Source organism: Vulcanisaeta sp. JCM 16161 (genome assembly GCF_001316285.1).
The window spans coordinates 152,043-168,960 of record NZ_BBDO01000001.1 but is presented as its reverse complement, the minus strand read 5'-3'; the positions used below and the strand labels follow the sequence as shown (position 1 = coordinate 168,960).

The 16,918-nt window shown below is 42.9% G+C and carries 22 protein-coding genes and 2 pseudogenes; 10 read left to right on the top strand and 14 right to left on the bottom strand.

The window, feature by feature from the left end; genetic code table 11:
- Positions 1 to 38 precede the first annotated feature (38 nt).
- Positions 39 to 1,258 (top strand): annotated as a pseudogene (locus JCM16161_RS01020) (DegT/DnrJ/EryC1/StrS family aminotransferase).
- Positions 1,259 to 1,315: 57 nt separating this feature from the next.
- Here the strand turns inward: JCM16161_RS01020 and JCM16161_RS01015 are convergent.
- The gene (locus tag JCM16161_RS01015; RefSeq protein ID WP_054854869.1) at positions 1,316 to 1,507 is read right to left on the bottom strand and encodes a chromatin protein Cren7; all 192 of its coding nucleotides are present in this window, start codon (positions 1,505 to 1,507) and stop codon (positions 1,316 to 1,318) included.
- Positions 1,508 to 1,790: 283 nt separating this feature from the next.
- Here JCM16161_RS01015 and JCM16161_RS01010 point away from each other — a divergent pair, with 283 nt between their 5' ends.
- Positions 1,791 to 2,426, top strand: coding sequence for a PRC-barrel domain-containing protein (locus JCM16161_RS01010; RefSeq protein ID WP_243668371.1), 636 nt, complete (start codon positions 1,791 to 1,793; stop codon positions 2,424 to 2,426).
- Between the two features lie 12 nt (positions 2,427 to 2,438).
- Here the strand turns inward: JCM16161_RS01010 and JCM16161_RS01005 are convergent, their stop codons facing one another.
- The 5 genes from JCM16161_RS01005 to JCM16161_RS00990 form a co-directional block, all read right to left on the bottom strand.
- Entirely contained in the window at positions 2,439 to 2,651 is a 213-nt protein-coding gene (locus JCM16161_RS01005) for a hypothetical protein (protein ID WP_054854868.1), read from the bottom strand.
- A 41-nt stretch (positions 2,652 to 2,692) separates the two neighbouring features.
- Complete coding sequence (locus tag JCM16161_RS01000) at positions 2,693 to 3,337, bottom strand: RimK family alpha-L-glutamate ligase (protein WP_243668369.1); 645 nt, start codon at positions 3,335 to 3,337, stop codon at positions 2,693 to 2,695.
- A gap of 2 nt (positions 3,338 to 3,339) precedes the next feature.
- The gene (locus JCM16161_RS13650) at positions 3,340 to 3,498 is read right to left on the bottom strand and encodes a hypothetical protein (protein WP_243668367.1); all 159 of its coding nucleotides are present in this window, start codon (positions 3,496 to 3,498) and stop codon (positions 3,340 to 3,342) included.
- 166 nt (positions 3,499 to 3,664) lie between these two features.
- Positions 3,665 to 4,225 carry a hypothetical protein gene (locus tag JCM16161_RS00995; RefSeq protein WP_054854726.1) on the bottom strand — a complete coding sequence of 187 codons (561 nt, stop codon included), beginning with the start codon at positions 4,223 to 4,225 and terminating at the stop codon, positions 3,665 to 3,667.
- Between the two features lie 39 nt (positions 4,226 to 4,264).
- Positions 4,265 to 4,468, bottom strand: coding sequence for a hypothetical protein (locus tag JCM16161_RS00990; RefSeq protein WP_243668365.1), 204 nt, complete (start codon positions 4,466 to 4,468; stop codon positions 4,265 to 4,267).
- Between the two features lie 95 nt (positions 4,469 to 4,563).
- Here JCM16161_RS00990 and JCM16161_RS00985 point away from each other — a divergent pair, with 95 nt between their 5' ends.
- From JCM16161_RS00985 to JCM16161_RS00970, 4 genes are read left to right on the top strand one after another with little or no spacing between them, the layout of a single operon-like run.
- Entirely contained in the window at positions 4,564 to 4,779 is a 216-nt protein-coding gene (locus JCM16161_RS00985; protein WP_054854725.1) for a hypothetical protein, read from the top strand.
- Between the two features lie 35 nt (positions 4,780 to 4,814).
- Entirely contained in the window at positions 4,815 to 5,246 is a 432-nt protein-coding gene (locus JCM16161_RS00980) for a hypothetical protein (RefSeq protein WP_054854724.1), read from the top strand.
- Between the two features lie 58 nt (positions 5,247 to 5,304).
- Positions 5,305 to 6,036: a hypothetical protein gene (locus JCM16161_RS00975; protein WP_054854723.1), complete on the top strand. Its 732-nt coding sequence runs from the start codon at positions 5,305 to 5,307 to the stop codon at positions 6,034 to 6,036.
- Positions 6,036 to 6,908 (top strand): PfkB family carbohydrate kinase, encoded by an 873-nt coding sequence (locus JCM16161_RS00970; RefSeq protein WP_054854722.1) that lies wholly within the window; start codon positions 6,036 to 6,038, stop codon positions 6,906 to 6,908. Before JCM16161_RS00975 ends, JCM16161_RS00970 begins: the two co-directional genes overlap by 1 nt.
- On the opposite strand, the gene JCM16161_RS00965 is transcribed toward JCM16161_RS00970, so the two are convergent.
- The 3 genes from JCM16161_RS00965 to JCM16161_RS13640 form a co-directional block, all read right to left on the bottom strand.
- Positions 6,888 to 7,370 carry a MarR family transcriptional regulator gene (locus JCM16161_RS00965; protein ID WP_243668363.1) on the bottom strand — a complete coding sequence of 161 codons (483 nt, stop codon included), beginning with the start codon at positions 7,368 to 7,370 and terminating at the stop codon, positions 6,888 to 6,890. The genes JCM16161_RS00970 and JCM16161_RS00965 overlap by 21 nt on opposite strands.
- Positions 7,371 to 7,461: 91 nt before the next feature.
- Complete coding sequence (locus tag JCM16161_RS13645) at positions 7,462 to 7,758, bottom strand: hypothetical protein (protein WP_243668361.1); 297 nt, start codon at positions 7,756 to 7,758, stop codon at positions 7,462 to 7,464.
- A gap of 107 nt (positions 7,759 to 7,865) precedes the next feature.
- Positions 7,866 to 8,171, bottom strand: coding sequence for a hypothetical protein (locus JCM16161_RS13640; protein ID WP_243668359.1), 306 nt, complete (start codon positions 8,169 to 8,171; stop codon positions 7,866 to 7,868).
- 54 nt (positions 8,172 to 8,225) lie between these two features.
- Between JCM16161_RS13640 and JCM16161_RS00955 the strand changes: the two genes are divergently transcribed.
- A complete protein-coding gene (locus tag JCM16161_RS00955; protein WP_054854720.1) occupies positions 8,226 to 9,335 on the top strand; it encodes a M24B family metallopeptidase in 1,110 nt (369 codons plus the stop codon).
- A 317-nt stretch (positions 9,336 to 9,652) separates the two neighbouring features.
- Here the strand turns inward: JCM16161_RS00955 and JCM16161_RS00950 are convergent, their stop codons facing one another.
- Both JCM16161_RS00950 and JCM16161_RS00945 read right to left on the bottom strand, forming a co-directional pair.
- On the bottom strand, positions 9,653 to 11,140 hold the full coding sequence (locus JCM16161_RS00950; RefSeq protein WP_243668357.1) for an HD domain-containing protein: 1,488 nt from the start codon (positions 11,138 to 11,140) through the stop codon (positions 9,653 to 9,655).
- 20 nt (positions 11,141 to 11,160) lie between these two features.
- Positions 11,161 to 11,358, bottom strand: a complete 198-nt coding sequence (locus JCM16161_RS00945; protein WP_054854718.1) for a hypothetical protein — start codon at positions 11,356 to 11,358, stop codon at positions 11,161 to 11,163.
- Positions 11,359 to 11,416: 58 nt separating this feature from the next.
- On the opposite strand from JCM16161_RS00945, the gene JCM16161_RS00940 reads away from it, so the two are divergent.
- Positions 11,417 to 12,604, top strand: coding sequence for an NAD(P)/FAD-dependent oxidoreductase (locus tag JCM16161_RS00940; protein WP_054854717.1), 1,188 nt, complete (start codon positions 11,417 to 11,419; stop codon positions 12,602 to 12,604).
- 2 nt (positions 12,605 to 12,606) lie between these two features.
- On the opposite strand, the gene JCM16161_RS00935 is transcribed toward JCM16161_RS00940, so the two are convergent.
- Positions 12,607 to 13,731 (bottom strand): tyrosine--tRNA ligase, encoded by a 1,125-nt coding sequence (locus tag JCM16161_RS00935; RefSeq protein WP_054854716.1) that lies wholly within the window; start codon positions 13,729 to 13,731, stop codon positions 12,607 to 12,609.
- Between the two features lie 53 nt (positions 13,732 to 13,784).
- Between JCM16161_RS00935 and JCM16161_RS00930 the strand changes: the two genes are divergently transcribed.
- Both JCM16161_RS00930 and JCM16161_RS00925 read left to right on the top strand, forming a co-directional pair.
- Positions 13,785 to 14,249, top strand: a complete 465-nt coding sequence (locus JCM16161_RS00930; protein ID WP_054854715.1) for a DUF371 domain-containing protein — start codon at positions 13,785 to 13,787, stop codon at positions 14,247 to 14,249.
- The gene (locus JCM16161_RS00925; RefSeq protein ID WP_054854714.1) at positions 14,203 to 14,934 is read left to right on the top strand and encodes a hypothetical protein; all 732 of its coding nucleotides are present in this window, start codon (positions 14,203 to 14,205) and stop codon (positions 14,932 to 14,934) included. Before JCM16161_RS00930 ends, JCM16161_RS00925 begins: the two co-directional genes overlap by 47 nt.
- On the opposite strand, the gene ilvC is transcribed toward JCM16161_RS00925, so the two are convergent.
- Entirely contained in the window at positions 14,927 to 15,937 is a 1,011-nt protein-coding gene (gene ilvC, locus JCM16161_RS00920) for a ketol-acid reductoisomerase (RefSeq protein WP_054854713.1), read from the bottom strand. The two genes, JCM16161_RS00925 and ilvC, sit on opposite strands and share 8 nt — an antisense overlap.
- A 39-nt stretch (positions 15,938 to 15,976) precedes the next feature.
- Positions 15,977 to 16,908: pseudogene (hemC, locus tag JCM16161_RS00915) on the bottom strand (hydroxymethylbilane synthase).
- Positions 16,909 to 16,918: the final 10 nt, after the last annotated feature.

Below are 16,918 nucleotides of genomic sequence, written 5' to 3'. Positions count from 1 at the left end.
TAAATACTTATAATTGGTCTGGGTCTATGGATTATCGAATGAGTGAGTTACCTGCAATTGAAGGTGGGAAACCAACTAGAGCCGTGCCTCTTCGTTTTAAGCCCTGGATAACCGATGATGATATTAACCTCGTAATTGACGTGCTTAAGTCAGGTCAATTATCAGCATTGGTGGTAAATGGAATGCCCTACTTGAGCAGGAATTGAGTAAGTACCTCGGTACTAAGTATGCCATAACAGTATCTAATGGCACGACTGCACTTCACGTGGCGCTTAAGGCTATTGGTGTTGGGCCTGGTGATGAGGTTATTACAACGCCGTTCACATTCGCTGCGTCGGCAACCACAATACTCCACTCAAATGCAATACCGATATTCGCCGATATTGATAGGGAGACGCTAAACATAGACCCAGCGTCCATAGATAATGCCGTAACAGACAGGACTAAGGCAATAATCGTTGTTCACCTGGCTGGCTATCCCGCTGAGATGGATGAAATAATGAGGATTGCAAACGAGAGGGGGTTATATGTAATTGAGGATACGGCCCAGGCCCTGGGAGCCATTTATAGGGGTAGGATGGCGGGTTCGATAGGGCATGTTGGTACATTGAGCTTTTACCCCACGAAAACAATAACCACTGGCGAGGGTGGTGCGGTGGTTACGAGCGATGCCGAGATAGCTAACAGGGCTAGGTTATTGAGGAGTCACGGCGAAACTGGGAAGTATTATTATGAGCTGTTGGGCTATAATTATAGGATGACGGAGTTCCAGGCCGCGCTTGGTTATTCGCAATTGAGGAGGATTGAGGAGATAATTAAGCGTAAGGAGGCATTTGCGAAGGTCCTTATGGAGGAGTTACAGGATGTTGAGAATGATCTTATTCAATTTCCACGCCCAAAACCGTACATCAGGCATGCATGGCATTTATTCCAGCTACTCCTAAACCTGGAAAGACTTAGGGTCGTTAGGGATAGGATTGTCGACGCGCTGAGGGCCGAGGGTATCGAGGCAGCCACCGTGGCATACCCAATACCTCTCCATAAGGAGCCGATAATAACTAACATGGCAGGTCATGGTAAGGGTTGTCCATGGACCTGCCCCTACTATGGGAGGAAGATTACGTATAAACCGCTACCTAACGCTGAGTGGGCTGCCGAAAGGGTAGTGACGATACTAATTGGACCCTTATACACCAGTGAGGATGCTATTGATACTGCGAAGGCAATTAAGAAAGTTCTTAATTACTATAGAAGATGATAATAAGATATATGGAATTTTAATTTTAAGTTTGAATTTTTATCGCATTGCTATTTATTAGGTTATTATGTTTCCTTGTTCGTCTACTTTGGCTATTACTTTCCTGACTGTTTTTCCGTCTGGTGTCTTGAACAACGCCATTACAAAGCCCTTCCTACCCTTAGGCTGAACCTTCCAAACCTTCGTAGGCTTCAACCTCCTACCCTCAACATCATACTCCCTCTTAGCCAAGTCCTCAAGCGAGACCATATTGGTCATTGCTTTTTCTATAACGCAGATTTATAAATATATCGCTTTAGAAAAAGCCGTGAGAATAAAATGAGAAAGAAATGAAAAACAAAAACAAGGATTTATACTTAAGTTTGATGTAATGCTGATTTTTGTAACGTATACGTTTATCATTAATTATTAAGTGATTTTACTGAGTTAAGGTTTCTGTATTATCTATCTGAATACGCGTGTTTTATCCAATAATACATATTTATATTGATGCTTGGTCGTCTTAACGATGGTATTTAAATTCTTTAGTTCGGTGAAGTCGACAGAGAAGAGGTTTAGGGGATATGTTGGTAAGCCTGTGGTTACTAATGATGGGAAGGTGATCGGTACCGTAGTGAGCATAAAGTTGAGTAGGAGTGATTGGAAGCCGATTTCCATAACGGTTAGGTTAAGTGACGGGAGTACTAGGGAGTTTAATATTAATGATGTTAATGCTGTATTTGCTACGGATAAGGTTGTGTTTCAGAGGTTTAATGATGAGTATTCGGGCCTTGTTAGTATGTATAGGAATGAGGTGGATAGTATTAAGGAGAGGCTTAGGGATATCATGGACAAACTGAACAAACTCAGTGATCTACTTCTCCAGGGTGGTATTAAGGAGGACCTGTATAGGGATATTAGGGATAGGCTTGAGAAGGAGAGGGTTAAGTGGATTAGGCAGTGTAATGAGAAGATTAGTGCCATAAATGACACACTTTCCGAGATAGATAAGAAGATTGGCAACGCTGAGAGGAGGAAGAGTGAATTAATGATTAAGCAGGTCGTTGGTGACCTAGGGGATGATGAGAAGAATGAACTAACGGGGCTTGATGAACTACTTAATCAATTGAGGAAGGTTAGGTCCGAATTACTCTCGCTAAGAATGGAGCTGGAAAAGGAGTGCTATTAAGGGCCTTAATAATCATAACGACTTATACCTAAATGATAATGCCCTCTCGAATGGCACAAACTCGTTAGTATCATCATCGTAATAACCAAGCACCGTATGCTCGGTATTCCTCCTACACTTCTCACAATAAAGGTATAGTTTACTGCCGAGGTTCGTTAGATCATACCCTGCGTTAAATATGGTCTCAGTACCGCACCTATCGCACTTAATTAACCACCTCGTCATAACCCTAAGCAACCTAGGTCTGGGAAATAAACCTTACGGTATTATGCCTTTAACCTCCTCATCATAGAGAGAACGAGGGCCTTAGCGGGATTCCTACCGGTGACTGCTGTTAACTCGGCCCAATCGGGTGAACCATTGACCTCAAAGATCACGTAGCCATCCTTACCCTCGCCAATATCAACACCACCATAGATAAGGTCAAGGGCCTCCACGGACTTCACGGCTAGTTCCATAACCGTCTTATCAATGTTGGTGCAGGGCTTACCAACAGCTCCCTGGGCAACATTAGTCTTCCACTGACCCGCTGGGGCAACCCTAACCATGCATCCGAAAACCTCGCCGTCAATCACCATGACCCTGATATCACGGTTAGGTTTTTCTATGTACTTCTGCAGGTATATTGGCTTCTTAAACGTGAGTAGAGTCCTCATTATTTGAAACGCTATGTCAGCATCACTTACCTTCACAGCTCCATAACCCCTAGAGCCCTGTAGCGGCTTAATCACCACATCCTTCATGCTCTTAGCCACCTCATACGCATACAGTATGTCCTCAGTGCCTATTGTGTCGGGCACGGGCAAACCCTTACTCTTTAATATTACCGTCGTCTCAAGCTTATTCCTAGTCCTTAATAAACCATCCAATGGATTAATAACCACAGTGCCGCTCTCCTCAATTAACCTCATGGTTATCGTCCTCCTAAAGAAGGTCTCAACATCAATAAGAACACCAAGCTCCTGAGAAAGACACCATCAACCTTAAATGGCCTATCCCTAATTACCGCGAGTGGGCCATCCTTATCAACCCTAACCGATATCCGTGAAATGGGCACATACATGGCGTTCAAGCTGCGTCTCTTGCATAAATGATTAAGTCCCTGCTCGGCCTATCCGGTATTGGCGAATCGCCTATTATAACGACCGAATTAGGCATACACCGTGCCCAATTTAAATTAATTTATAAATCTTTTAACGTAAAAACATGAACCTAGCATTTTACCAATTTTTATCTAATTATGCCTGAGGCGGTGGGGGTGGAGGAGGTTGGCGTCTCCTTATTCTGCGTGGTGTGTACCTTCTCCTTAGTTCATTAGTCATCATTAAAGACAGGAATGTGAGTACGAACGTGATTATCAGTAATATTATTGATAACATCAGTGAAAATGTACCAGGCAGTAATGGACCCATCATGCCGGGAAAACCAACGTAGTATTGATAAATGACGTATATACCAATTGCTGATATTAACGCAACTGAAATTAGGATTAGGCTAGTTGTGATTATCGAAGGCAGTCCCAGGAACTCCCTCCTATTTAGGCTTGACCTTGCCATGTATATCATGAAGCCCCCAATCACGGCCATCACCGATGATGCCGCTATGAGCCCCGTAACAGCGTTCAACCCAGGAAAGGTGAGTACTTGAAAATACTTAACCGCTATTGATGGAGGTAATTCATTTGATAGGAAGTCAGCAGCTATGACTATCATGATCACCGATATTAATGAGGCAATGACCGATATGAACATAAACATTGACGACCTGTCAATCAACCTCTGTATCTCGTCTGAGTACATGAAACGAACACCCTAATCACTGCAGATATATGTACTGCCTTATCCTAACCTTACAGTGGGGCATGTCAGTGATCTCTCGATTAATTTAACCCTATGCCTACTATCCTCCCTGACCCACTCGCCATCAACCACCATAACAGATCCACAACTTGGGCATTTATTTACGTAGGGATTTAGGCTATAATACGGTACTGATGACAATAAGCCCCTAACATCCCTTTGCGGTATCATCCAGGTCACCATATCAATAAGTGAACTAATTAATAAATGTTTAAGAGCCAATAAACCAATACGGTAAACAAAGCACTAAAATACTTCCTGAAGCCCTTAATTAATCAATGAGTAATGAATTAAAAATACCCGAGATACCGGCTGAGCTAAGGCCTGTTTTAGAAATTGTATATGAAGGTAATGCACCCCACATAAAGTGTAAATACAGGGGTAAGGATGGTAAGGAGTGCGGAGCATTATTCTTTAATCTCAGTGACGCGATTAGGCATTTGGCTACACATGATAGTAAGTATAGGAGGTTCTTATCCCTCATTAATACGTAATGCATTTAAATCCCAATACCTCACTTCGTAAAAATATGGCGAGACAAGTATCATTGAATGAATTACTGAGTATTATTAACAATACTGAGAACTTTGAGGTCGTTGATTATCAGGGTGATTCAATAGTTATTGATGAGGTTAAGGGTATTGTTAAGATAAAGGATGAGGAGGCGAAGAAGGAGCTTAGCGAGTTACGTAAGAGGAGTCCGAGGGGTAAACCAACGCCTAGGCAGATATCAACAACGGCAGAGGCCGTTAAGAGACTTGTTGAGAATAAGACGAAGTTTAAGGTGATCTTTGGTCCGAAGGAGGTCATTATTAGGTTTGACCTTGACCATTACATTAGGCTTAGTGATAAGGATGTTAGGGTGATAGGGTTCTCAAGTAAGGATGAGGGTGCGCTGGGCTTAATAGCCGATGTTCTTGAGAGATACGGGCCACTCATCTTCCTCAGGAGGGTTAAGTAATTCCTTTTGGTAATACCGCTAAAATTGAGTTTTAGGCTATTAAATATCGTAGTGACTAATGATTGTGCTGCCTAAGTTCCTAATCATGAGGAGACACCCAATTCTACCACTTAGGCTAGATGATGGACTTCTATGCATTGTACACAGGAATAACTATATCGATTTTATCACATCATGTAATGAGACTGGTAATTACGTGATGATAATTCCATACCAGGGTTCATACATAGAGAGCAGGTCGATTAAACCTGTTACTTGGGATGATACATCAAGCATCGAGGTTTACGCCTTATTAGGGGGTGAATTGGCTCTTTATGAGCTAGGTATTAGGGGTGGTAAGGCATCATACATTAGGTATCGCGTTAATGAGGAGTTCCTTAGGGGCGTTAGTTTTCATGGCAATGCCGTAAATGAATTGTTAAGCGTTGTTGATGCGGTATTGAGGAACTACATAAAGTCTAGCTTCATGATATACACCGCTTACCTGAGACTTATGGTGAGTGGTGGTATTAAGTTCCCTGGATATAGGGAGTATGCTAGGGGTAGGGTTAGGATTTATGGTAATGATGGATTGATAATAGTGAAGGAAAGTAGTGGCGATGAGGTTAGAGTATCCCTGGTATCGACTATTGAGGGTATTAATAACTTCACAAGTGTAATAATGTCGTTGATAAGATCCTCAAGGGTCATTAACGATTTCAGGCTTGGTAGGATTGGGCACTCCATTAAGTTACTACTCGATGTCTTTATCCCTAATAACTTATTAACCACTGTTAATAAAGGTGCTTAATGCTCGGAATAATCGGCCATGCCGCCATTGACATAATAAGGAGAGGCCCTATAATTAGGAAATCACCTGGCGGCGCACCGACCTACTGCTCATTTTACTTAAGGCAATTAGGTATTGACCCATTACCAATTACATTGGTTGGTAACGACTTCAATGAGTACTTAACCAATTATAGAAATAGGGGCATAGTCACGGATAGGATTAAAGTGATGAGTGATTGCAATAGTACGTCATACGAAATAACGTATTACGGCACAACAAGGAAATTAAGGCTATTGGCTCGGTGCAGGGACTTCTCGATAAATGACCTCTATGAATTACCTGACACGGTTGCCGTAAATCCAATAGCCGGGGAAGTTGGTCTGGATGTCTTACGACATATTAGGAGGGGTGTTAGATTCATGGGCGTTGATTTACAGGGATTTACTAGGGTGTTTGATGAGAATAATTATGTGAGTACTAAGGTTAATATTGATGATGTTGTGAAAATAATCGAGTATGCTGATGTAATTAAGGCTAGTGTTGATGATGTATCAATAGATGAATTTAACGCCATAGCCAGTAAATACTCAGGTAAGGTCATTGTACTGACCATGGGCGCCAACGGATCAATACTACTGTATAATGGTCGTAAACTCCGCGTTTCCACAGATAACATAGTTAATGTGAGAGACCCAACCGGCGCTGGCGATGTATTGACCTGCTCATTAACATACATGCTTAGTAGGGGTGAGGACCTTGAGTGGTCATTCATTTTCTCAAACGCCGTTGCTGTGGCCAAGACCACGGGTGAGGGGCCCTATGGCATTATCAACGATAAGATTGTACGTGAGATAACTGATGAGCTGTTCTCACGACTTATCAAGGCCTAACCTACTGATTATATCGCTTACGTAGTCTATGTCCGTAATCTGGACATAACTAAACCTGCCAACCCTCCTAACCGTTATTAGCCCCTTATCATGCAATCTCCTAATTATTCGGGAAACAGTGCTCTTGGGCAATCCCAACTCCCTCGCTATTTCTGCCTGGTATGCATCACCACCCCTATTTAGTAGGTAGGATAGGACCCTGACCTCATCCTCATTTATATTCGTGATTAACTCACTAACGTCTGCCGTATCTACCCTACTCCTGCTTACAGTGTCAAACTCCAGTTGATTAACGATGGATGACGATTTATTAACCCTGGTATTTTCCACATCCTTATCTATTGGCTTCCTTGATTCCTTAAATATTTGATAAATGAATGATGATAATACTGCAAATTGAATAAGAGCTATGGAAATCACCAGGTAATAATTGTACGTACTCATTAAAACCATACGAGACATAGTAAATGACATACTTATTTATAAATTACACCGGCTCTTAATGGATTATATAAGATTGTTAAAAAGAAATAGAACGTGGAACTGCAACCACTTAGGAACATGCCTTCTCTACTTCGTTAATTATGTCATCAATCTTCGAGGCTATCAATGTTAATATCCCAAGGCTGGGGAACTCAGCCGTTAAGTGCGCTATGCCGAGGTCCTCATAAACTATTTGAGCGCTGAATCCCTTATTTACGAGGGAATCAACCACGCATTTCAATGCCGTTATAGCCCTCACCAATACATCCACCTTAGCCTTACCCAACTCCAGTTGGCGGTGCTCAAGTTCTACGGATACCCTGATCACACCAACCTTAGTATCATAAACCTTAAACATACTCGCCAAGGTATCACTTAAGTCAAGTATCCAATTCCTTGATGCAAGCTCATAATTAATTTCAGTCCTTAGTAATGGATTACTTGAGTAACTCAGTAATTCGATTATTAGTGTTATTAATGAGTCGACATACGTACTGACTGATTGCAGGTCATCGTATAATTCAGCTCCAGGCTTGGGTATATCATTGCCACCTTATTATCTTGGACATAGTCTATCGCGAATTTAAAATGGGGGGTTAATATTGTGAGTAGGGATATTTCTATTTCATTTACAGGTTTTATCGATATAAATCTCAACTTATACTTGTTAATTGCCTTATCATGCACTACCCTAGCCTCGATTGTCTTACCAAGCACTGAGTACCTATACACATATGTAGTCATTAAGGCATCCTCAGACTCCACGCTCCAGTTAATCATTAATATTGAATAGAGAGAAGCAATTTAAAAAATGTATTAACTTTTAAACGTGCCGTGAATATAATTAGGGATCGTACAAAGAAAATATCAAGTCTCTTTGACGAATTAAGCCTAGACTTAGTAGTTATAGTTGATGAGACAAACCTTGAGTATTTCACGGGTGTCGATAGCGGATTGATGCTTATCGTTAATAGGTCAATGGATACCACATTAATAGTCCCTAGGCTCGACTTCCAAAGGGTTCAGGAAATCGTCAATGGCGATGTAAGACTCATTGGCTATTCCACCATTGAGATACCACGGAGAATGCCGGAGGAGAGGTTATTTGTATCTAAGAGCCTTGGTGATTACCTACTTAGGGAGGTTGGGCTTAAGCCTAATAATATTGTCGGCATTGATAATCCAGACTCGCCGGTGGCTAAGGAGCTTAATTCCGTAGGCGTTAAAATAGTGAATATTAATGATTCAATACTGAGGTTGAGGGAGATTAAGGATGAATATGAGGTGAGTATGATCGAGGAGGCGACAAGAATAACCGAGGAATCCCTCGATAGCGTGCTGAAGAGTGGGCTTGAGGGTAGGAGGGAAAGGGATGTTGCAGCAATGCTGTATCAAGGGATGATTAGTAGAGGCGCTGAGGATGTCGCATTTAAGCCTATCGTTGCCTCGGGACCAAACGGCGCATACCCACACCACGTATTTACAGATAGGGCGATAAGGAGGGGTGAATTGGTAACAATCGATGTTGGTGCCCGATACCACCTCTATTGTACTGACATGACGAGGACCGTCGCCGTGGGTTCAGTAAACGGTAAGTTAAGGGATGCCGCGTTGGCTGTGCTTGAGGCGTTTAGAAAGGCATCTAACTCCATTAAACCTGGCATTAAGGCTAAGGATGTTGATTCAATAGCGAGGAGCGTGCTTGCTGAGTATGGTTTTGACTCATATTACATACATAGTACGGGGCATGGCGTTGGAATCGAGGTTCATGAGAGACCATCAATAGGTCCTTCAAGTGATGAGGAGTTAAGGCCCAATGAGGTAATAACGGTGGAGCCTGGCGTTTACATTAAGGGTGTTGGTGGTGTTAGGATTGAAGATACGATACTAGTTACTGAAACAGGTTCAAGGGCCATAAGTAGGTATCCCGTGGATTTATTCTGACATACGTAAAAATCGAAAGTTTCAGTCTGCACTGAAGTATTGTTTTAATCATTAGCTTAATAAGTGAGCTATCATAGTCTGTATCGATGAATCCGCGGGAAATTCCAGACCCATTGATTTTTAAGCTAATGGTTGTTAAGGAACTTAATAAATTGGGGAACGTGAGCATTAATGAATTTCCAGATCTCCTCTCAAAAATAACGCAGCACCTAAATAGTATGGGATACTCAATTAACCCTAGCGATGTGATACATCTGCTTGATGTGATAAGGATTAGCAATGGTAAGGTGGCATTAAGTAATGAGGGCCTTCATTATCTACGAACTATTGAAATACTTACTAATAATATTGCCAAAACTCCTTAATGCATTATACATCGCCTTCACAACTAAACTCCTGAGGTTATCTAGGGCAACATTAATGTCGGTGTCTCGACATGCATTACCTAGTTCCTCAATATCCACGAATGTAAAGACATGTGGAGATCTCTTCCACGCATCTGATACGGATATTGCCAGTGGTGATAATTCATTAATATTGACCAGGGAATCTCCATGGATTATATTAAGCCTGGTCTCTGGCTCGAATGTCCTAAATCCAATTATTACTGATGACTCGAGTGATTGATTATTGGCTAGACTACGTAAACAGGCAACCGATGCCTCGCTGAGCTCCTTCCTTAATTCATCATAAAATGCTCGTAAGACCTCATCCTTAGATTCACCCTTACTTAATAGGTATGGAAATACATCATTTATCAGTGTTAATTCAATGCCTTCCTTATTAATGATATTTATAAACTCAAAATCCCTCTTCCATAATGCCTTAAATGTCGTACTCCTCGTTATTAAGGGATCCAGGAACTTAGAGACACTACGTATTCTATCTACGAGGTATTGCCTATTTCTTAGTAATATGGATAATAGGTAATCATCTATTATGTACATGACCTCGTAACCCCTTAAATGACCTGTTGAGAAGTGATATAATTGGCATAGGTAATCCTTAAGGTCATCATTAAGCTCATCGAAGTGCTTCAATAATTCACTTAGTAGGTTTCTGGCTAATGTGTTGAATAATACAACCTTATGATGAAGGTAAACGAGCTTATATATATTGAAGCGCGCGATTATGAAGCCCTCCAGGTTAGCCCTGGCCTTCTCATCAAATGCCAATACGTAATCCCTACCACTCCTAATGATCTTCATGTTATCAAGTATTCTCTCAATATCACCAATGCTTATTACCGAGCCAATGCTAGCCCCCGTTAAGTAAGAGTCCCTAAGTACGTACTCTACCCTGTCAGCGTCAAGATCACCCGATATTAAATTCCTCAAAATATTGAGAGGTCTCAATTCATCGCCAAGCGACTTAAGAAATGCTATATCCTCATAGCCAATTACGTCCATGTACTGCGGTAGTAATTTCGAAATCTTAATCACAATGTCGCCGTGCAATAATGCCTTTATTATACGTAAGTCAATACCCGGTATTGACTCCTTAAGTACATTCTTAAACTCATCATTATTTGTAAGTATGAAATACGTTATTAACTCATGCTCTTTAAAGGGCCCCTTGAAGACCTTACCCAATGCCTCCTCATTAATTCCCACACTGCAACTCCTAACTAGTGGGTCAATGCCCTGACCAAACACTCCCTCAAATACGTGAGAGAAGGGTAAGTGGCCTAGGTCATGTAATAATGCGGCTATTCTCATGTGCATTATTAATTCGTCCTCTGTATCAAGGCCCATGGCCTTACCAAGGTCGAGTAGTGATTCTCTGACATCACTTGACCTAAGCATTCGTTCAAGCATTAACGTCACTATTTGAAGAGTGCCAAGTGAATGCTCAAACCTACTATGGTGGCTGATGGGTAGACCATGAATGTTAAGCCAAGCTGATGTATGTATCGTAATCTCTGCATGTACCTGCAGGTATCGATGAACCTAGCCTCCTCATTAGTTAATCTAATCCAGCCAAGGGCTGGATCAGCAATAACCTTAGTGTAGTTTAGCACCATTTAAGGATAGGGACTAAAACATATATTAAATTGTTAATTCCTCTCAAGGCAAATTAAAATGGGCGTAAGCGATGTTGTAGTCATAGGTGCTGGACCTAGCGGACTTTACCTAGCCCGCGAATTGAGTAGGGTCATGAATGTGGTGATATTTGAGGAGGATAAAATGCTCGGAATACCACCTCATTGCACAGGGCTTGTTAATCTCGACTCCCTAAAGCCACTTGGTATATCACCACCAATTATAAATACGTATCGGTATGTAAGAATAACGGACCTGAATGGTAATAGCATTACCTTTGACTTTAGGAGGAGGGCCATAGCAATGCTTGATAGGCCGGGTCTTGAGCATTACCTAGCTGATGAATTAGGCAGTGCAACGTTAGTATTGGGTGAGAGGGTTACTGAGATTAGTGGTGGATTTATTAAGACCCGATCACGACAAGAGACATATAACCTAGCCATAATAGCCGAGGGCGCCAATATGGCGCTGACTAGGAATATCATTCCATGGAGACCGACCCACGTTTATGGCGTGCAAATCGATACTAAGTCATTCACTATAAGCGAACTAATGCCTAGGAGTGACGATGAAATTGTGGTAATTTTCGATAGGAAGCTTAGTGAACATTACTTTGCTTGGGTAGTTCCAAGGGACTTCCACGAATTCAGGGTTGGATTAGCCGATGATGCGAATGTATGGGTTAAGTTCACGGAGTTACTAAAAATAATAAAGGCCGAAAAGACCGAGCAGTTAAGGCCATTTGGGGGTAAGATAGTAATTGGTGGATCGCCAAACCACGTGGTTGCGGGTAACATAGCGGTTATTGGTGATGCTGGAGGTTTTGTTAAGCCAATGACTGGGGGTGGTATTATAATGGGTATGCTAAGTGCGAAGTTACTCGCTGATAGTATGAGCAATGCCATGAGGGAGGGTCTCTCGATAAGCGATGCGTTGTTTATTTACGATACATTATTCAGGAAGTACATTAGAGGCAAGGTAAGGGCATTGGGCTCTGCGTCTTATATCCTGCACATGTTAATAAACAGGAGCTTGGGCGATGTAATGCAATCAATGGGTGGGGTTAGTGTTGACGTTGATGATTATGATAATCACGTTGATGCCATATTAAGGGCGGCATCAAGAAGGCCTTGGTCATTCATTAGGGCGGTCTTTTCAGTAATCAATGAGTTGTCGCTGATTGACCCAAGCACGATTAGTAAATTAATTAGGGAATTGATAGAGTAGTACTACCTCGTTATCTTCATTATATTACTCATTTCCTCAATTAACTTAGCGCCCTGCCCCTCCTGGAACCACTTAATTATTGGCTCAAGGTACTTAACAACCTCATCAGCAACGGCATTCTTAAGGTCCAGCGGGTGTATCTTGCCCTCGGTATAAGCCTTTGTTAGCTCATCGAATGTCCAAAACTCTAACCTACCGCCACCATATTGCTGTGGTCTCTCAATAACGAATGGTTTATCCCTACGTTCCCTAAATGAGAATAGATGCGCAAGCTCAATCACGGGGTTCATCTTGATCTCCCTGGGTGGGCAATATGCCTTGAGTATTTTCTGGCGAATAGTCTCTGCGCTGTCGTGTAGGAATATTGCTGTGTCGGGTAATGACTTGCTCATCTTCATCTCACTCAATTCCTCCTTAGACTCCTTACCAGTAATGTTGAGGGCGGGTATTAGGCTGTGGAATAGGGCTATTGGCTTCACCTTTTCATTATTGAGCATCAACGGGTAAAACCTGACCTTTAAAGCAACCTCCCTTGCAAGTACGTAGGCCTTCCTCTGGTCAATACCACCATGCGCAATGTGGGAGCCTATCACGAAGACATCAGCCACCTGAAGTAGTGGATAGACAAGCCACGACATTGGTATTGACTCACCCATCTTCCTGCCAAGTATTGTTAGGCTATGCCTAATATCGGCGAGGTTCGTCATCCTGGCCAGGTCAAGTATTAAGTACCAGTACTCATCATTGTTATGGTACAGGTCACTTGCCATGTAGAACCTTACATTATCAGGGTCACCACCGAGAACCTCAATCACCTTCTTAAAGGTCTCGACATAGTACTTATTCGCAACCTTCCTAATCAATTCGAGGTCGCCACCGAGCTTATTATTAAGCCATGAGTGTATGTCTGCAAGTAATATTGAAACCTCAATACCTGCCCTTTGCAGGTCAACAACCTTTGATAGGCTCACGATGCCGGTACCAATGTGTATATAACCACTTATCTCAAAGCCTATGTAATGCTTCAGCCTGGCTCCCGTCTCCAGGTACTGCCTCAACTCATCAACCGTGAGCACCTCCTCCGTTGGGTACCTGGTTATTAGTGATAATCTCTCCTCAACATCCATTATTATTACCGTTAAAATTAAGATAATTAAGCTTTATTGATATAAGAATTCACGTGGTCAGGGTAGTAATTGATAGGGTAATGGCCTGGGGCCACGTAAATGTTAGGGCTAGGCATAGGACTACGATTGAGATTACGAAGGATGATTACCTAACACCTAGGGGCGACTGCATCATCGGTATTAGGGCGGATAAGGGTTTGTCCGATATAAAGCCGGAGCTTAAGGAGATTATTAGGAAGGATGGATCCCTGGTAATAGTAATACTCGTTGTTGATGATTACTTCGATTACGTGATTGGAATGGGATCATCAAGGCTTACCCTGGGCAATAATAATAAATTGATCATTAGACGGAGCAACTATGTTGATGACTCAACACTGATGATTAGGGCGAATAAGGCGGCTATTGACCTCGATAGGAGACTCATAGATAGGTTAAAGAGAGGGAGTCCATTAACAGTTTATATTGTAGGTGTTGACCTTGAGCAGGATAGAGCAACTAAAGGCGATGGCACTTAGGAAGTTAATTCATGTCGTGCTTTCCGTATTCCTAATTATACCATTCATAATTAATCTGAATGCGTATGGCATATCAACAACGTTGTACTTCACGTTAATTGCCCTGGGTGTCTCCGTAATATATGTAATTCAGGTTAAGAGACCCATAATTACTATAGTCCTGCTTGACGCACTAACGAGCGCCAGGAGATCGATATTACAACAAATCACTAAGTCACCAATAGGCTCGGCAATACCAATAGATACCCTGGACGATGGATTAATGAGACTTGAGAAGACGGTTAAGGAATTACTTGAGAGCGTTGAGAGGGATTATGAGAGGAGGGGTGGTTACCTGGGCATTCTGATGGGTGCCATTGGAGTGCTGATTAGCCAGTTATTGACCGGTAACTATGTGATTTACGGAATAATTTCAGTGATCGTCTACGACACGATGAGCGCGATTGGTGGTGTACTTCTTGGTAGGGTTAGGTTACCCTTCAGTAACGCCACCATGGAGGGGGCGCTGGTTGGTATGGCATCATTGGCAATAGTACTATCCCTACTCACGAACCAGGTAATTGGTTCCCTGGCAATAACGGTGGTGGCAGCCTTAGCCGAGGCGTATGGAATGGAGGATAACCTGGCAATACCCGTAACCACGTCTTTAATGGCCATGGCCCTTAGGCTACCCATAATTACTTAATGGCACTGGCATTACCTACGCTACCCAAGGCCCTGTATAGCCTATCCTCATCCTGCCAAACCCTACTCCTCATGACCTCATCCCAAAGCCTATTGAAGACAGGGTAACCAAGCATTCTCTCGAGGGCCCACTCCCTGGCGAACGTGCCATCCCTAATCTGCCTAACCGCCTCCCTCATTAACCTCTTAACCTCATCGGTCACGTACTTGGGACCCCAGGTTAAGTGACCATACTGACTAGTCGTAGAGTGACCCCTAAGCTGTGCGAATAATCCCCTCTCAACGATGGCCTTGGCGATTGCTACCAACTCACCTGAGGCCCATAGCTCAAGCATCGCCGCCTCAGGGGACACCCCATTCTCAATAAGTACGTTATAACCTTCAGCGAGCAGGAAGAGGAGGGCTCCACCCCACGTGTGCTCGCTGAATAAGTCCGTTATGGTCTCCTCCTCAAAACTCGACTCAACAGCCACACCACCTGGTCTTCCAATGGCACCTATCGCCTTTGAATACGCCAATGCGTAATCCCACGCCTTACCACTATAATTATTTGCAACACCAATTAGTACTGGAAAGCCCCTACCACTCACGAAGTTGTCCCTAACCCCTTCGCCAATCATTCGTGGGGCAACCATCACCACGTCAACATCCCTAGGTGGTTTTATGAAGCCATAATACACATTATAACCACTTAGGAAGACCACGATCTTGCCCGGCGATAAATTAGGCGCAATATCCCTCGCCCAAACCTCTGGCTGTACTTCATCAGGTATTGCCATAACTATGATATCGCCACGCTTAACAGCTTCGGGGATTGGGTATACCGTGAAGCCCTGATCCCTAGCCCTACCTGCGTACTCATCCTCTATATTACCCACTACAACGTTGAAACCACCATCCCTAAGATTCAACGCCTGCGCGCTTCCCTGATTGCCAAAGCCTATCATTGATACTACCTTACCCCTTATTAACTCAGCATTCCCATCAAAGTAAAGCCTCGCCATAATGAGGTAAGTAACTAGCAGTGATATAAGTATTCATAGTTATGTGTTAGAATGAGTTTTATCCTCATTCCACCGCTTCAGTAATTCACGTGCAGCATTTATTCCAAGTTCTTCAGGGTTTGATTGCGAACCACTCAACTTAACGAGGACTTTCCTCCCCCCATCTAAATCTGCCATGCCTGCAATGAACTCCATATGGTCTTCTCCATAGATTGCTATGCCACCGACTGGCACGTGGCAGCCACCGCCAATAGTCCTTAAGAAAGCCCTCTCCGCTAACGCCTCAGCCCTAGCCCTAGGATCACTAGCCCTGTTAAGGAGGTCTATTAAGTCCGTGTCCTTCTCACGGACAACGGCGGCTATTATACCTTGCCCAGGCGCTGGCGGTAATAAGTCAAGGGGTATGCGGGTATACTTAATGTGAAGTGATTTCAAATCACTCATTAACCTCACAAGGCCCGCCTCCGCAATCACGATTGCGTCATAATCGCCCCTAATTAATTTATTAATTCGTGTATCGACATTACCCCTAATTACGCTTATCGAAATATCCCTCCTAACACTAAGAAGGAATGCCCTACGCCTAACACTTGATGTACCCACCCTAGCACCATTGGGTAACGCCGTTAGGTCACCTGGATAATCATCCCTAACAACCAATACGTCGAATGGCGGATCTCTAGGTGAAAAACCAGCCACCACGAGACCCGGGCTAATCTCACTGGGTAAGTCCTTGAGGCTGTGCACGGCTATGTCAGCCTCATTCTTCAGCAGCGCCAGGTTAACCTCCTTCTCAAAAATCCCCTTAACGCCGATAGCGTATAATGCTTATCCTGGACTATATCGCCTGTAGTTTTCACAATAATTACGTCAAACTGCACGTTTGGCTCAACCCTCCTAATCATGTTCATTATAATCTCCGTCTGTATCAACGATAATCTACTACCCCTTGTCGCAATCCTAATCCTCATTACTTAATAA

Coding starts and splice junctions, on each gene's coding strand:
- JCM16161_RS01015 (WP_054854869.1), bottom strand. CDS start 1,507: ATGGTCTCGCTTGAGGACTTGGCTAAGAGGGAGTATGATGTTGAGGGT.
- JCM16161_RS01005 (WP_054854868.1), bottom strand. CDS start 2,651: ATGACGAGGTGGTTAATTAAGTGCGATAGGTGCGGTACTGAGACCATA.
- JCM16161_RS01000 (WP_243668369.1), bottom strand. CDS start 3,337: ATGAGGTTAATTGAGGAGAGCGGCACTGTGGTTATTAATCCATTGGAT.
- JCM16161_RS00995 (WP_054854726.1), bottom strand. CDS start 4,225: ATGTACTCAGACGAGATACAGAGGTTGATTGACAGGTCGTCAATGTTT.
- JCM16161_RS00990 (WP_243668365.1), bottom strand. CDS start 4,468: ATGGTGACCTGGATGATACCGCAAAGGGATGTTAGGGGCTTATTGTCA.
- JCM16161_RS00985 (WP_054854725.1), top strand. CDS start 4,564: ATGAGTAATGAATTAAAAATACCCGAGATACCGGCTGAGCTAAGGCCT.
- JCM16161_RS00980 (WP_054854724.1), top strand. CDS start 4,815: ATGGCGAGACAAGTATCATTGAATGAATTACTGAGTATTATTAACAAT.
- JCM16161_RS00975 (WP_054854723.1), top strand. CDS start 5,305: ATGATTGTGCTGCCTAAGTTCCTAATCATGAGGAGACACCCAATTCTA.
- JCM16161_RS00970 (WP_054854722.1), top strand. CDS start 6,036: ATGCTCGGAATAATCGGCCATGCCGCCATTGACATAATAAGGAGAGGC.
- JCM16161_RS00965 (WP_243668363.1), bottom strand. CDS start 7,370: ATGTCTCGTATGGTTTTAATGAGTACGTACAATTATTACCTGGTGATT.
- JCM16161_RS13640 (WP_243668359.1), bottom strand. CDS start 8,171: ATGATTAACTGGAGCGTGGAGTCTGAGGATGCCTTAATGACTACATAT.
- JCM16161_RS00950 (WP_243668357.1), bottom strand. CDS start 11,140: ATGCTTAGGTCAAGTGATGTCAGAGAATCACTACTCGACCTTGGTAAG.
- JCM16161_RS00945 (WP_054854718.1), bottom strand. CDS start 11,358: ATGGTGCTAAACTACACTAAGGTTATTGCTGATCCAGCCCTTGGCTGG.
- JCM16161_RS00940 (WP_054854717.1), top strand. CDS start 11,417: ATGGGCGTAAGCGATGTTGTAGTCATAGGTGCTGGACCTAGCGGACTT.
- JCM16161_RS00935 (WP_054854716.1), bottom strand. CDS start 13,731: ATGGATGTTGAGGAGAGATTATCACTAATAACCAGGTACCCAACGGAG.
- ilvC (WP_054854713.1), bottom strand. CDS start 15,937: ATGGCGAGGCTTTACTTTGATGGGAATGCTGAGTTAATAAGGGGTAAG.